Annotated in this window: 18 protein-coding genes; 8 read left to right on the forward strand and 10 right to left on the reverse strand. The window is 57.5% G+C overall.

The genetic code is table 11. The annotated features are described in order from the left end of the window. Window positions 1-225 precede the first annotated feature (225 nt). Window positions 226-603 carry a hypothetical protein gene (locus TTER_RS05820; protein WP_169302631.1) on the forward strand — a complete coding sequence of 126 codons (378 nt, stop codon included), beginning with the start codon at window positions 226-228 and terminating at the stop codon, window positions 601-603. Window positions 604-745: 142 nt separating this feature from the next. Next, window positions 746-1165 carry an NEW3 domain-containing protein gene (locus TTER_RS05825; protein ID WP_012875094.1) on the forward strand — a complete coding sequence of 140 codons (420 nt, stop codon included), beginning with the start codon at window positions 746-748 and terminating at the stop codon, window positions 1163-1165. A gap of 202 nt (window positions 1166-1367) precedes the next feature. Here TTER_RS05825 and TTER_RS15575 read toward each other — a convergent pair whose 3' ends face one another. Continuing rightward, a complete protein-coding gene (locus TTER_RS15575; RefSeq protein ID WP_148211895.1) occupies window positions 1368-1859 on the reverse strand; it encodes a hypothetical protein in 492 nt (163 codons plus the stop codon). A 47-nt stretch (window positions 1860-1906) separates the two neighbouring features. Here TTER_RS15575 and TTER_RS15580 point away from each other — a divergent pair, with 47 nt between their 5' ends. After that, a complete protein-coding gene (locus TTER_RS15580; protein ID WP_148211896.1) occupies window positions 1907-2095 on the forward strand; it encodes a glycoside hydrolase family protein in 189 nt (62 codons plus the stop codon). Between the two features lie 421 nt (window positions 2096-2516). Here the strand turns inward: TTER_RS15580 and TTER_RS05840 are convergent, their stop codons facing one another. The 9 genes from TTER_RS05840 to TTER_RS05875 form a co-directional block, all read right to left on the reverse strand. Further along, complete coding sequence (locus tag TTER_RS05840) at window positions 2517-2870, reverse strand: recombinase family protein (RefSeq protein WP_012875095.1); 354 nt, start codon at window positions 2868-2870, stop codon at window positions 2517-2519. Window positions 2871-3022: 152 nt separating this feature from the next. After that, window positions 3023-3325 (reverse strand): flavoprotein, encoded by a 303-nt coding sequence (locus tag TTER_RS14675; RefSeq protein WP_049822967.1) that lies wholly within the window; start codon window positions 3323-3325, stop codon window positions 3023-3025. Beyond that, window positions 3307-3855: a glycosyltransferase family 9 protein gene (locus TTER_RS05850; RefSeq protein ID WP_049822968.1), complete on the reverse strand. Its 549-nt coding sequence runs from the start codon at window positions 3853-3855 to the stop codon at window positions 3307-3309. The genes TTER_RS14675 and TTER_RS05850 overlap by 19 nt, the downstream gene beginning before the upstream one ends. Beyond that, window positions 3852-4250 (reverse strand): glycosyltransferase family 9 protein, encoded by a 399-nt coding sequence (locus TTER_RS15755; protein WP_169302632.1) that lies wholly within the window; start codon window positions 4248-4250, stop codon window positions 3852-3854. The genes TTER_RS05850 and TTER_RS15755 overlap by 4 nt, the downstream gene beginning before the upstream one ends. 184 nt (window positions 4251-4434) lie before the next feature. Beyond that, entirely contained in the window at window positions 4435-6027 is a 1593-nt protein-coding gene (locus TTER_RS05860) for an ATP-binding cassette domain-containing protein (RefSeq protein WP_041424387.1), read from the reverse strand. A 77-nt stretch (window positions 6028-6104) separates the two neighbouring features. Next, a complete protein-coding gene (locus tag TTER_RS05865; protein WP_169302633.1) occupies window positions 6105-7829 on the reverse strand; it encodes an ABC transporter ATP-binding protein in 1725 nt (574 codons plus the stop codon). 371 nt (window positions 7830-8200) lie between these two features. Further along, window positions 8201-10180, reverse strand: coding sequence for an asparagine synthetase B family protein (locus TTER_RS05870; RefSeq protein ID WP_012875097.1), 1980 nt, complete (start codon window positions 10178-10180; stop codon window positions 8201-8203). A gap of 70 nt (window positions 10181-10250) precedes the next feature. Continuing rightward, window positions 10251-10634, reverse strand: coding sequence for a lasso peptide biosynthesis B2 protein (locus TTER_RS16355; RefSeq protein ID WP_012875098.1), 384 nt, complete (start codon window positions 10632-10634; stop codon window positions 10251-10253). A 15-nt stretch (window positions 10635-10649) separates the two neighbouring features. Then, window positions 10650-10985 carry a PqqD family protein gene (locus tag TTER_RS05875; protein WP_012875099.1) on the reverse strand — a complete coding sequence of 112 codons (336 nt, stop codon included), beginning with the start codon at window positions 10983-10985 and terminating at the stop codon, window positions 10650-10652. Between the two features lie 403 nt (window positions 10986-11388). Here TTER_RS05875 and TTER_RS05880 point away from each other — a divergent pair, with 403 nt between their 5' ends. The 5 genes from TTER_RS05880 (at window position 11389) to TTER_RS05895 (ending at window position 13331) form a co-directional block, all read left to right on the forward strand. Further along, window positions 11389-11679: a VOC family protein gene (locus TTER_RS05880; RefSeq protein WP_041424810.1), complete on the forward strand. Its 291-nt coding sequence runs from the start codon at window positions 11389-11391 to the stop codon at window positions 11677-11679. Between the two features lie 161 nt (window positions 11680-11840). Next, window positions 11841-12047 carry a hypothetical protein gene (locus TTER_RS05885; protein ID WP_041424388.1) on the forward strand — a complete coding sequence of 69 codons (207 nt, stop codon included), beginning with the start codon at window positions 11841-11843 and terminating at the stop codon, window positions 12045-12047. Window positions 12048-12131: 84 nt separating this feature from the next. Then, window positions 12132-12326: an MFS transporter gene (locus TTER_RS16360; protein WP_420894135.1), complete on the forward strand. Its 195-nt coding sequence runs from the start codon at window positions 12132-12134 to the stop codon at window positions 12324-12326. A gap of 172 nt (window positions 12327-12498) precedes the next feature. Next, window positions 12499-12726 carry a hypothetical protein gene (locus TTER_RS16200; protein WP_338131986.1) on the forward strand — a complete coding sequence of 76 codons (228 nt, stop codon included), beginning with the start codon at window positions 12499-12501 and terminating at the stop codon, window positions 12724-12726. After that, complete coding sequence (locus tag TTER_RS05895) at window positions 12711-13331, forward strand: MFS transporter (RefSeq protein ID WP_148211900.1); 621 nt, start codon at window positions 12711-12713, stop codon at window positions 13329-13331. Before TTER_RS16200 ends, TTER_RS05895 begins: the two co-directional genes overlap by 16 nt. The last annotated feature ends 33 nt before the right edge of the window (window positions 13332-13364 follow it).

Here is a 13364-nt window from a genome sequence, read left to right on the forward strand (position 1 = left end):
TGGGCAAGCGGGCGGGACGCATGAGCCAATCGCCTCAGAGTGGAGATTCGTGCAGGAGGCTTCGGCCTATAACGCCCATCTAGACGCGGATGCTGAGGGGCTGGACGGCATGGCCAACCCCTCGGTGTTCGCCCACAACCCCACGACAGATTTTTACCCCCAGAACCCCAAACCCACCGTTGAGAGTTTAATCCCAACCTGTCACAGCGCATGTCGCCCGCCCTCGTGTACACGCGTGTCACTCGCACGCCAAACGGCTTCTTCATCGCTGGTGATTCTGGAGCGGGCTACCTGAATCCCAGGATGCTCCAGGAGCCACTAGAGTTCTCTGGGCTGCCCTCGGGCATGCTGGCATGGACGGAGCATTGCGAGGCCTATTTCCGTCGGTGGAACCTCTTAATCATAGGGTTTATCATAGATGGCTTCGCCCCAGTCCTGAACGCCGAAGGCAAGCGCGTCTACTCCCAGTTTTCGCCCAACGGCTTCGCCGCTCAGAAGATCGAGCCCATGGTATGGTGGGCAACACTCCTTACATCAGAATGGGTATGGATCTCCCGCGTGCGTTCTCTCGTGAGGCCGCCGCCGAGCTCGAGTCATCGCTAGAGGGGGACACCTCACGATTCTAGAGAGCCCCACGTGGCACAAGTAGGTAGTCGATAGAACACACTCCGACCTACCCAACGCCGTTGTGGAGTTCGTAGACGCCTACACCCTCTATGGACTGCTCGAGCTGTACCTGCAATAGGTGATCATCCAGCCAGTAAGGACCATTCTCTCCCTTGGCAGGACGATGCCCGCGGTGCTGGATGTTACTACTTACTCCCAGCAGAGGCTGGAAGTTACCTTGTCGCTGGAGGTGCCAGAAGGCTGGTTGGCTTCCCCAATCCAGACCTCTTTCACCCTAGACACAGGAGAGACCAGGAGGATATCTATAGACGTATCCGTGCCTGAGTGGGCAGATCTTGACACCTACATGCTAGCCGTCAAGCTCCAGTACAGCGGAACATCGCGCGAGCGTAGCTTCGAGGTGACCGTTGTGGAGCGCTCCTACGCCTATGTCGATGAAGTGTACGTGATCCTCGGAGAGACCAACCAGCCGAACGGGCTGGTCCAGATAGAGCAGGAGGATGGGCAAACAGCGGCAGACACAGTCTACGGGCGGTAATGCCGCAAGCCGCTGTTCACAAGGTGGGAATACTCCTACATCTACTTACAAGTGGACGACACGTTCATGTACGACGAAAGGGGCACTACCGTCTACGCCACGGTGGAGTACTTCGACGCCCCCTGCCAGTCGTTCGGCATCCACTACGACTCCAACAACCCGACCGGAGCCTTAGGTGGGGCGTACACCGACGCGGGGACGATCACCACCATGGGCAAGCAACGAGTGGAGGGTGCACACCTTCGAGCTTGCAGACGCACGCTTTGCCAAACGCCAGAACGGAGGATCGGACCTGCGGATCTACACGTGGGACGAGGTGTGCTTCTCCAGAGTAACGGTATCTCGCTCGCGTGCATGAGTGGCCGTGGTGGTATCCCACGTGACAGACGGCAGCACTGATGCTATACTGCCACCGATCCGAAGGAATGTGCAGGATGATGTAGCGCATAGGATGGGTGATTATATTTGTGTGCTTGTAGCTGGCCGCCTGTGGGCGAGGCAATATATCTCCCATGCCCACCGCCGCGCCGGTCGCCACAGCACCGAGCGCGGGCCTGCCCACCCCCACCATCACGCCCAGGAGACGCCCACGCCCATGAGCACCCCGACAGGGACGATCACCAACCCGGTGTACGATAGCAACTTCCCGGATCCGTTCGTCCTCAAAGAGGAAGATCTTACTATGCCTTCTCAACCACCTTGGGAGGCAAGCACTACCCCACTCTTATATCAAAGGATCTCGTGCACTGGAAAGAGGGCCCGGATGCGATGCCCGAGATGGCCGAGTGGACGGCTGGTAACACCCTGTACCTCATGTACTACACGGCGGAGTGGATCGAGGTCGGCCTCCAGTGTATCGGCATAGCGGAGAGCAGCAAGTCGCTGGGACCTTATAGAGATCGTTCTAAGAGGCTGTTCATCTGCCAGTAGGAGGAGGGCGGCTCGATAGACGCCGATCCCTTCCGCGACGATGACGGCACGATCTACCTGTACTGGAAGAACGACGGCAACAGGCTAGGCCTGAACACCTACGGGTACGCCACCTGCCAGAGCCCGCTCGGGCCCTGCAAGAAGGCGCCGGAGAACCCATACTGCGGTCGAAGTGCGAGGCACAAGGTCCCGGCCACAACTCCATCACGGTCGATAGGCACGGCAACCTCTGGTTTGTCTACCACGCCTGGCACCCCGACACGATAGGCTCAGTAGAACCCGGACGCGTGCTCTGGATCGACGGGCTCGTTGTAGAGCGTGGCAAGCCGAAGGTCATGGGCCCTACCTGTGGCCCCAGCCGATGCACTAGGCGTTCTCCATCGGATCTTCCTGCACGATCCTGCCCGATTCCAGCTCGTACCTATAGCCGAGGGGCATCCTCGCGACGTATACCTGTATGTGTCGCTTGCGGAGCCGCTCGAGGATGATATCGAGCAGCTTGCCGGTCCACAATAACTGCTGACGCCCTGCCCTCCGCAAGCGCCCTTATGAGGGCCATCAGCCCCGGGCGTGTGTCGCTCGTCGGGGGTCCGGAATCCGTAAACACGAGCTCTTCGCTGGTGTCGTATCCCAGGTCCACCGCCAGCTCCTCGCACATCTCCCACTGCCTCTCCGGAGTGGTCCTGTCGCGATCGGACCCTACAGGCGTGCGCGTATAGATGGCCGCCATCTGGCCGGTGCCCACCCTGTTCGTGCTGTCGCTTCCTGTGCTCATACTATCGATTGTAGTCCCTGCACCCGTGTATGTCTAATTGACCGCCGCCAGATATCTCTCAGATCATCGAATCCCTGCACAACAGCTGTCCGCCTTATCACATTAGAGTTGCTGACTTATTTCTTAATCTAGACATACCGAAGAAGGTAGAATTACTGCGGTCCTTGCTGGGGCTTAGCCACGGGGTTTCGCCCTAGTGCTGTGTCAGGCCGCTTGGTACTTAGCTGAGACATACGTAGAGATGCCAGCTGCAGGATTAGATCCTCCGTTGACGGCGCATATCCTTCGTATTGGCCCGTAGCTAGTTCTACAGTTGGTATGACCTGGACCACACGGTGACCATCCTCTTCAAGCCGCTTCTTGTTCCTTTGGAAAGCCGGGTTATTCCACATAATCTGGTTCATAGCCGGAGCAAAGACTATAGGTCTGGGATAACTTAGGATAGCCGTAGACAACAGGTCATCTGCGATGCCATTGGCCGCCTTAGCGATAATACCTGGATGGCAACTGTAGGGGTTCCAGAGGCGACTGCTAGCTGCATGGGGTCTGAATCGTTGCCTATGAACAAGTCCACAGAAGCCAACAAGGCCGCAGTTACCCTTATGCTACACGCTCCCGCCAGACTGGTCTTAGGCATATTAGTACGCATCATCTTAATAACGCGCGTGTGCAGGTCGGCTTCCTCCGCATCTCCTAACAGCAACAGATGCCCACCTACCCTGTGATATAACAGGTCCGCCAAAGCCGCAAATCTCTCCTCTGGCCACCTTCTGGCATGGCTGATAGGACCAGATCCAGGGTGCATAGCTATGAGAGGTCTTGTAGGTCCAATTATGCCCAGCAGCGCTCTGGCCTGCTGGACCTCGACATCGGTGACGGGCACTACTAGCCGCCTGCTTTCCACCTTCGCGCCCAACGCCTCCACTAAGGCGATGAAGTAATCTGCCTCGTGCTTGGCGCCGTACCCATGATCCTCTACCCTCACATTGAGAAAGTCTTGGCGTCCGTGGACCGTACGATGTGGCGAAGCTTGAATGTCGTGATAGGTTCGAAGAGGTGAGCAAACACAATCACGGCATCGTATCCGCGGCCTCTCAGGACGGTTCTCAGAGGAGGGGTGGAGTCTTTCCCACTTTCCACCTTGCCATCCTCGGCATTGACGAGATACCTCTCTAGCTCTATGATGTCGTCCAGCACTTCCCAGCTGGCAAGCAAAGGAGCAGCACGCGAAGATGCCAGCAGATCTATACGGGCTCTTGGGTACGACTGGCGTAAAGCCACTAGAGCTGGGGTAGTAAGCAGGAGGGTGCCCCTGGCGTAGATCTGGACGGCTAAGACACGAGCCTCTGGCGGTAGGATGATCTGCTTGTGACCATTCATCTTATCCCCCAAGTGTAATACCATATCATGAACCACCTAAGTATATAAACAGGCTTCCTAACCCTCACTTCTCCCTACCTGTACCTGTCAGCCTGGAGCTGGAAGAGGTAGGCATAGAGGCCTCCCCTTGCAAGCAGCTCCTGGTGTGTCCCCACCTCCACCACCCTGCCTCCATCCAGCACCACTATCTGGTGGGCTCATCCAGGATCACCACCGCCCCATCCCGCACGTAACCTCTGGCCAGTGCCACCCTCTGCCACTGCCCCCATGACAGCTCCACCCCTCCCTCAAACCTCCTGGTGAGCTCCGTCTCGTACCCTTGTGGCAGCCTTTCTGCTATCTCCTCTGCCCCTGCCCACACCGCTGCCCTCGCTATCTGCTCTGGTGGCACCCTCTCTGGATCTCCCCCTCCCACAGCTATGTTCTCTCCTAGGGTGAGGGCCAAGCGGGCAAAGTCCTGGTAGACTACTGCTATCCTCCCCCGCAGGTCCTCCAGGTCGTACTCCTGTATGGGCACCCCATCCAGCAGGATCTCTCCCTCTATGGGGTCATACATGCGGGTGAGGAGTTTGACCAGAGTACTCTTGCCCGCCCCGTTGTGCCCCACCAGCGCTGTCACCTTGCCTGCTGGAAGCTCAAAGCTTACTCCCCAGAGCACACAGGTCGTGCTCTCTGGGTAGCGGAAGCTTACCCCTCTGAGCTCTATCCCTTCCCTGAGGCGCCCTGGGACCGGCAGCCCCTTGCCTGGCTCGGGCAGCTTGATCCTCGGCTCGGCATCGTTCAGCAGCGCAAAGAAGTCCCACGTGTAGAGGAGTGTCTGGTAAGCCCTCCTGAAGGAGTCGGGCAGCAGATGCAGCAGCCTCTGGGCCTGCACTATGCTGTTGACATACAGCCCCACGTCGCCGATCGTCAGCCTGCCACTGCCCGCCTGCGCGGCCACGTACCACAACCCTCCACCCAATGCCAGCGCGTAGAGGACGTTGAGCGCGACCGAGAGCCCCATGTGCCTCAGGCGGATGCGCGTCATCTCCCTCAAAGCTGCCCTGGAGCGGTCCCGAAAGCGCCCCAGGAAGAAGCCTCCCAGGCCGAACACCCTCACCTCCTTGGCACTCCCTGGCTCGGTGACCACCCGCAGGCAGTAGTCCATCTCCCGTGCCGCCCGCGAGTGCATGGCCATGGCCCAGTACAGCAGCTTCGTCGAGCGCTCCTCCAGCACCATGTGGGGCACGGCGAGCGCTGCCAGGACGACGGGCAACAGCGGGTGCAGGGAGGCCAGGAGCAGCAGCAGTCCCACGAGGGTGATCAGCGAGCCCAGGACAGCCCGAAAATCATAGATCATCCTGGGCAGCAGCCCGGGCATCTCCTGCGTCATCCGCAGCCTGTCGTGGAATGCGGGCCGCTCCGCCTCCACGAGGTCCACCAGACGCATCCCCGCCCCCATCAGCCGCAGATCGATCTCCGCTATGGCCCTGGCCTCCAGCCAGGCCGAGACGGCACGCTGTACGGGGTCCAGCACCGCGGGCAGGGCGAGCGTGACCGCGTACAGCAGGGCTGCCAGCAGCGCAGCCCCGTACTGTGCCGCTCCCAAGCGGTCGAGCACCAGCTTGAGGAGCCAGGTCCCCATCACAGGCAGGACGCCGGAGGCCAGCACGAGCAGGAGATAGACCGCTGCCGTGGCAGGCGCCGGTACCACCAGCAGGGCGATGGCACGCCAGAGATCGCGCAGCACAGTGGCCGTGCCTCTCAGATGCTGGTGCATCGATCCCCTCAGACTCAACTACTCCTCCTCGGGCTCGTCCTCGTACCGCGAGGCCTGCAAGGTGTACAGCCTGGCATACTCCCCTCCCAGCTCCATCAGCTCCTCGTGAGTCCCCTCCTCCACCACCCTGCCCCACCCAGGTACACTATCCTGTCGGCCATCCTGACAGTGCTCAGCCTGTGGCTGATCAGTATCGTCATCCTCCCCCTGGTCAATTCTGCAAACCTCTGGTACACCTCGTGCTCCGTCTGCACGTCCAGCGAGGCCGTAGGCTCATCCAGCACCAGCACCTGCGCCTCCCGCATGCATACCCTGGATAGCGCCACCCTCTGCCACTCCCCTCCAGACAGCTCCCTACCCCCAAACTCTCTGCCCAGCACCGTCTCCAGCCCCTGGGGCAGCTTCCCTATCACCTCCAAGCCTCCCCCCTGTCTGGCTGCCCCAAGCACCCTCTCTTCATCCCACAGCCTGTCCACATCCCCCAATCCTATGTTCTCCCGAGCCGTCAGCTCGTAGCGCATGTAGTCCTGGAAGATCACGCTGAACTCCTCTCGCAGCTGCCCTGGATCGTACTGCCGCAGGTCCACCCCATCGAGTAGGATCTGTCCCTTGGTGGGATCGTAGAATCTCAGCAGCAGCTTGATGATGGTGGTCTTGCCAGCACCGTTATGGCCCACCAGTGCCAGGCACTTCCCAGGGCGTATCTGGAGGGACACACCCCGCAGGACGGGCTCTCCCCCTGGGTAGGCAAACCACACCTCCCGAAACTCTATCCCCTGCCTGATGGGGCGGGGGACCGAATGGGGTCTTGGGGGTAGGGGCAGGTCAGGGAGAGCCTCCAGCACCCTCTCCAGGCTAGGCAGGTATACAAGCTGCATCGGCAGGAAGCCCAGGCTCAGGGCGATGGACTGTAGCTCCGCATACAAGGCCGTGGCAGCACCTCCGTAGAGAACGACATCGCCGAGCGACAGGCGCCCACCTGCTACCTGCCACACCAGGTAGACATAGAACAGGCCGATGACGCCCATCGAGATCATCCCCGCCAGCGACACCCTCAGGGCAAGCCTCCGACGCTCCCTGTCGATCTGCCCAACGGAGCGCTGGAAGATATCCTGATACAGCCGCAGCAGAAAGCCTCCTAGCCCGTACAGACGCACGTCCTTGGCGGGCTCGGGAGACAGCGTCAGCTCGCGATAGTACCACAACCTGCGGGACTCTGGCAGCACGAAGTACAGGTGGGAGACCACTCGGAAGAGGTAGTCCCAGTACCTCCTCATGAAAGGTACCTCCGCCAGCATCAGCAGCAGCGGCACCAGGGGATGGAGTCCCATGAGCACCAGGCAGAGACCCAGGGCGGTCAGCACCGATAGGCAAGCCTGTGCGCCCTCCACCATCAGGTCCACACCAGCCGATTGCGCCCGCTCTCGGATCGCGCGCAGGTCGTCCGCCAGCCTGGGGTCCTCAAAGCGCTCCAACCCCTGCCAGCGGTTGACGGCCTCGATTACTCTCCCCGTGAGGTATATGGTCACCCTGTCGCTGGCGAGGCCCCGCAGGACCTCCAGCATGAACTGCAGCAGCGGTACGAGGGAGAAGGCTGCCGCCGCAAGCCCGATCAAGGCCCACAGCGGCAGGTCTGTGAGCATACTGCTCGACGCTCTGCCCAGATGCGCATCCAGGACTATCCTGTCCACCACCGCCTTGGACAGCACCAACTGGACGGGGGACATGGCCGCCTGCACCAGCAGCAGCAACAGGATGCTGCCCACCAGCGAGGGGCTGGCCTGCCAGGTGAGCCCCGCGGCCAAAGATAACAGCCTCAACGTCGAGCGGATCCTCTCCCTAGTCATAATCAGCAAGTAGAGTTAACAAGAACTACACGCCCGCATACCTGCTGTACTATAAACCTCCGGGCGTTCCCAGCGGCTCTAGTGACAGCCGCCGGGCTGAGTGGGATCGTGCTGTCTAGCGGCATCCTACTCTGTTAGCAGACTAGCAGCTCGGCGTACTTCCTTGCAGGCTACCAGAATCTGCTATCCAATTGCCTCCGCTTTTGACAAGCTCTAGGGCTCGGCCAAGGTAAACGAGTTGTGGCCGTACGTAAGAACCTCGATCTTGTATTTGCTCGGTCCTTGCGTACTCCTTACAAACTTCGTTGTCCTTCATAGTTGCCTCCTTTCTACCTGATTCAATTTCAGATGACGCGCACCAAGTCCATTTGACGCACGTCCCACCCAGGCTCATGTGAACGCGTACGCATCTGACGTAACCATAACTCTGTTGCCAGCAGAGAGCATATTTGCGGCAAGAAATCCCGCATCCCAATTCGCCACGATTTAAGGGCCCGTTCCAATCCATCCTGCTCCACGTAACCACGCTCGACGACCTCCCAAGACCTATTATTCAATAGCTTGGGTAACTCGTGCCGCAGGCCCAACGCTAGAGTGCGACCAAAGTTCACCTTGTCCCTTCGTTCCCGAATAGCCTCAGGTAGGATACTACGCATCGCCTCCCTCAAGATAAGCTTTGTCACAATAGTGCCATCAGCATCGAACCCTCTCTTCCATTCAGTCGGAATCATAAGGGCCAGTTCAACGAAGCGTCTGTCCATGAAGGGCATGCGAGCTTCGCAGCCCTTTGGCATAAATACATAATTATCTAACCAGAGGCTAAAGTTATTCTGGCGCAACCATACGAGGTGTTGGGCCCGAGACGGTAGAGGGGTATAATGCTCAGGGAACTCCTTCCATACTCTAGCGAATATTCCCGACTTGATACACTGCTGGACAGATAGCCAAGGGGGAATGCCTGGAATATACCACTCGGTTTCAGGATTCCATCGCCTGTTGTGTCCCCTGATATTGATACTAAACCGCCAAAACAGAGGCGGCACCATTGGTAATATTGCATACCGCAGGAGTAAGGTGGTTACATTCAAGTTGGGCCAACGGGATTCAGACCAGATTCCATGTATGAGCTCCTTGATCTTTAGCTGCCTCAGGTAATCACCTAGAAAGTAAGAGGTACCTTGCATTAGCTCGTCACCCCCATACCCAAAGACCAACACGTTACAACCTGAGCGCCAAGCTACATCAGCATACACCTGCATCTCAGCACGTACTAAATACGCCCCGAAGGGTTCGTCGGGTTCTGGAAAGGTTCCCTCCACCAAGTCGCGCATATACCACAGGTCATCCCCGGGAAACTCTATCACGTCGAGGCCATACATTTTGATAGCAGCCCTTCGGAAGGAGGACTCGTCCGCAACTGTGCCCGTCTTGTAGGTCTCAGATACCGGCCTGAAACCTTTACAGGGAAGGCCAGACTCACGTTGCAACAGCACGGCCATGCACACTATGCTTGATGAATCTAGCCCACCGCTAAACGTGGGCATTACCGCAGCACAAGAACGGAATTGGCTCCTTACAGCCTCCTTGAAAGTAGCACGCACCCGCTCAATTACCTCTGAGCGAGGGCTTGAGTACAGCACTGGGAGCTCTTCGGGCCTCCAGTAACGAGTTATGCGCTGCCGACCATTAATATCAGTCACGATCGCATGACCCGGTAAGAGTCTTCTTATGCTGGTATAGGGAGTCAATGAGGTATGGTGTGGCAGAGTAGACTGGAGACATAAATTGGCAAGGATATAAGTATCGTCGATCTCATCAGAGATGCCTGGGACCTGCAGGATCTGCTTGATGGTTGATGCCACGACAAAACGCTTGGTGTTTAGCGTGTAGAACAGGGGACGAGTGGCGAGATGGTCTACAGCACAGAACATGCTCTTGGCTCGATCGTCCCAAATGATGAGTGCAAAGTTACCCACTAATTTGCTAACGCAATGCTCTCCCCAACGCTGATAGACCATTGCCGCCAGCCGGCAGTCGGAGATGCTGCTTTGCTGAGACCTAACTGCCAACAGGTCGAACAACTCATCTCGGTTATCTAGTCGACCGTCCATGACCACCCAGGAGCGTCCCCCATTGAAGCTCAGTGGTTGGTCATCCTCGAAGTCCTCGCATGTTATCTTCAACTCCGCGCAGCCAACCGCCACCTGCCCCAAATGCTTTGCTGCAGCGCTTCCGCACCGGTGCATCCCACTGGCAACGATGCGCTTTACCAGGTCACTTGGCACGGGATCGGTGAAGCTAATAACTCCTACAATACCGCTCATTGTTCCAACCTCAACACCTGCCACAACCTAAGATTTGCCCATTATGACTCATGCATCCCATGTCTATAAATCACAAGCGATAGATCACTAAGAAACCTTGCTTCAATAAAGGTGTGTCGTTAACTACACGATCGTCAACCTCTACCCAAGCATGGAACAGGAGCGGTGGTACCCGTGTTGCACCTATACAGAGATCGGAACTTATCCCCCTCCGACGCAGCATAGAACACACCACAAAAGAGCGTTCCAGGCATTCGGTCCTCGCCGGCAGTAGACGAGCAGCGATGTTACAGATCCGAGTGATGTGCTCCACATATGCTGACCCATGCTGCTGGCTGGGAGAAGCTGGCTTGGGGAGATAATCCCGGAATGTCATCCAGCTACCACTTTTGACTAAGAGTTTGGCTCGGATCAACAGTAAGAATGCTCTAAGGAGATCTACAGCAGATTTCATCGCTACAGATCACTCCTACTTTATAAAGGGAGCCACAAGGTTGTTATCTAGTAGTTCGGAAACGAACATGGCTATATCGTTGGTTGCGACTTCGGGCTCGATATGATAGGCCTCGACGAGGGCATCTACAGCGGCATTGACCGAACCGGACTGCATAAGTGCCTTCCAGGCGATAGCTGCGCTTTCGTCTAGGCCGTAGATATCGCCCGTCTCTGCGTTCATTACTATGACCTGCTGTAACTCATTTTCAAGCCATCGAATGCCGCTAGCGAGCGTCACGCGTAGCCCAACAAGATCTGAGTAGGTCCCTACCTGCAGGTGGAGGAGTTTCTGCTTTCCCTTGGCTTCCATGACACCGCAACTCCACAGAAATGAGTAATCGTCTTCGTTTTTGTCATCATAAAAAACCCCGAAGAGAATGCAAGTTGATGCACTTAGAAGTCTGCAAACTCGAAAGAGCGGGGCTGGCTTACAGGCGGCAGATACTTGAGGACGTAAGTGCCTTGGGGGAGAGTGATACGCGTGGTCAGAGAGAAGGAGCACCACCGTTAGGGGGCTCTACCTGCGTGGGATCTTCTGCTTAAGGATCGAAGGGCCTGGATGAGTTCTGTTATTGACATAACCACAGTATATGTATTGTCGACATATGATGAGCAGTATCATGGGCAAGGGCGAAATGATAACAGGAGTATAGCAGAAAGGCTGGATGGTGTTATACTTCTGCCTGCACAGGTTCTTTTGAGAGGAGAATCATATGGTCGGCAGGCTGATCACGAGGCTGGATCACGTCGTAGTTGCCGTGCGGGACCTGCAGAGGGCAATGGAGAAGTATCGCGAGAGGGGCTTTGATGTGCAACCTGGCGGCAGGCACACGGGCAGGGGGACGGAGAACGCGATCATCCGACTGGGTCTGGAGCACATAGAGCTGATATCTCTGTATGACCGACGCGAAGCGGAGGAGGTGGGCATCGGGCGACGATCGCTGGTGGAGTACCTTGACAGGTGGGATGGTGGCATAGTTGACTGGGCCGTAGCAACCGACTGAATAGATGACGTCGCCGGCAGGTTCAGAGCAGCTAGTCAGTACTGCGATGGGCCTTTCGTGATGAGCAGGGAGCGTCCGGATGGTAGAGTGCTCTCCCGGCAATTACTCGTGCCTGCAGTACTCCCTGGAGAAAGCCCTGGCCTTTCGTAATACAGTGGGACGTGCCGGACGAGGAGCGACTGAGCTGGGAGTCATCGAAGGATCATCCCAGCGGCGTGAGGAAGATAACTCGCCTGAGCATACTGGTACGTAATGGGGCCCTACGTCAGATGCTGGAGGAGTACGGCGAGGGTCCCGTGGGGCTAACTCTGGCAACTCCGAGCAGGCTAGTTCAGCTAAAGGAGTTTCCGGAGCGGGTGGAGCGTTGAAGAGTATTATGCTGGTACATTGGTGATCAGGCTGAGAAGTTGTCCGGAGGGTGAGAGTTCTTGGGGATTGCCGTTCTACGTACCATGCGGCTGAGCTACTGGTGGTGGTTTGCGGCGATTGGGTCATTCACGCCGTTCGTATCGTTGTACTGTCGTGACCTGGGGCTGAGCGGGATAGAGATAGGCCTGCTGACGGCGATGACCGCCATGGGGACTGCGTTCCTGGCACCTATGTGGGCGCACTCGGCGACAAGTACGCGGTGCACAAACAGTTGCTGAGGATGCTCTTGCTTGGGGGCAGCGCGGGAGCACTGCTGCTCTCGCGTGGGCATGAATTCCCCCCATACTGCTTGCCGTGGCGCTGCTCTCCGCGCGCGTGGCGCCGATAGCATCGTTTCTCGACTCGTACGCTGTGAGTATCAGCGAGAGGTATGGAGTGTCGTATGGGGCGATGAGGTTCTGGGGCTCGATAAACTATATCATCACCCCATGGATCATTGGGCACTGGATGCGCGTGGAGGTGTCGCGGCTGTTCATCTACTGCTATGCTGCGTTCCTCCTGTTGACGATAGTATCTACCTGGGGGTTGCCGAGGCTCCGAGATCAGGCGGTGCACGCGATGTGGTCGAGCTTCCGACAGGTAGTGGGGCGGAAGCCGCTTGTGTGTTTCTTTTGTTAGCTTACATGATCACGGTAGCGACGAGCACGATGTACTCCTTCTTCGGGATCTACATCCGGGATATCGAGGGAACAACTTCTCTGCTGGGCACTGCCTTCTCGCTCTCTGCTATAAGTGATATGCCAATCATCGCTTTCAGCGGCTTGCTGCTTCGCTGGCTGGGACCTAGGAAGCTCCTGCTAATAGCGGTTATCTCCTACGCAGTACGGCTAGGGGTTTACGGTTTCCTGCCTGATCCGAGGCGGGTAATTCTGGTTCAACTGATGCATGGGTTGTGCTCTGGGGGATATCTGTGTCCACGGGACGCTAGCCCATCGCTGGTGGGGAGGGAGCTTGCGGCAACAGCCCAGGCAATGCTTGCGTCGGTGTCAATGGGCTTTGGGAGCATCATGGGCTCGATCGTTGGGGGTGCGCTGCTCGATATAGTAGGCACAGTGGGTATCTATAGGTTAGCATCTGGTGTCATGCTGCTGGCTCTAGTAGTGCTTTTGCTGAGCATGAGACTGCTGTCCGAAGGTGATGTGGAGAAACCATCGCTCGTTACCGCTCAACTGCAGGAGAGCACGGTCCGGCCGGACAAGTTAGTTAGGCAACTGCCAACATAACCCGAGGTGCTATTCTTACCATCAGGTAGGCAA

Source organism: Thermobaculum terrenum ATCC BAA-798 (assembly GCF_000025005.1).
GTDB lineage: Bacteria > Chloroflexota > Chloroflexia > Thermobaculales > Thermobaculaceae > Thermobaculum > Thermobaculum terrenum.

What these genes read in the sequence shown, in the direction of transcription:
- TTER_RS16360 (WP_420894135.1), top strand. Translation starts at nt 12,132, where the DNA reads ATGCGGCTGAGCTACTGGTGGTGGTTTGCGGCGATTGGGTCATTCACG.
- TTER_RS05870 (WP_012875097.1), bottom strand. Translation starts at nt 10,180, where the DNA reads ATGAGCGGTATTGTAGGAGTTATTAGCTTCACCGATCCCGTGCCAAGT.
- TTER_RS05880 (WP_041424810.1), top strand. Translation starts at nt 11,389, where the DNA reads ATGGTCGGCAGGCTGATCACGAGGCTGGATCACGTCGTAGTTGCCGTG.
- TTER_RS16200 (WP_338131986.1), top strand. Translation starts at nt 12,499, where the DNA reads ATGAGGTTCTGGGGCTCGATAAACTATATCATCACCCCATGGATCATT.
- TTER_RS05840 (WP_012875095.1), bottom strand. Translation starts at nt 2,870, where the DNA reads ATGAGCACAGGAAGCGACAGCACGAACAGGGTGGGCACCGGCCAGATG.
- TTER_RS05875 (WP_012875099.1), bottom strand. Translation starts at nt 10,985, where the DNA reads ATGGAAGCCAAGGGAAAGCAGAAACTCCTCCACCTGCAGGTAGGGACC.
- TTER_RS16355 (WP_012875098.1), bottom strand. Translation starts at nt 10,634, where the DNA reads ATGAAATCTGCTGTAGATCTCCTTAGAGCATTCTTACTGTTGATCCGA.
- TTER_RS15755 (WP_169302632.1), bottom strand. Translation starts at nt 4,250, where the DNA reads ATGAATGGTCACAAGCAGATCATCCTACCGCCAGAGGCTCGTGTCTTA.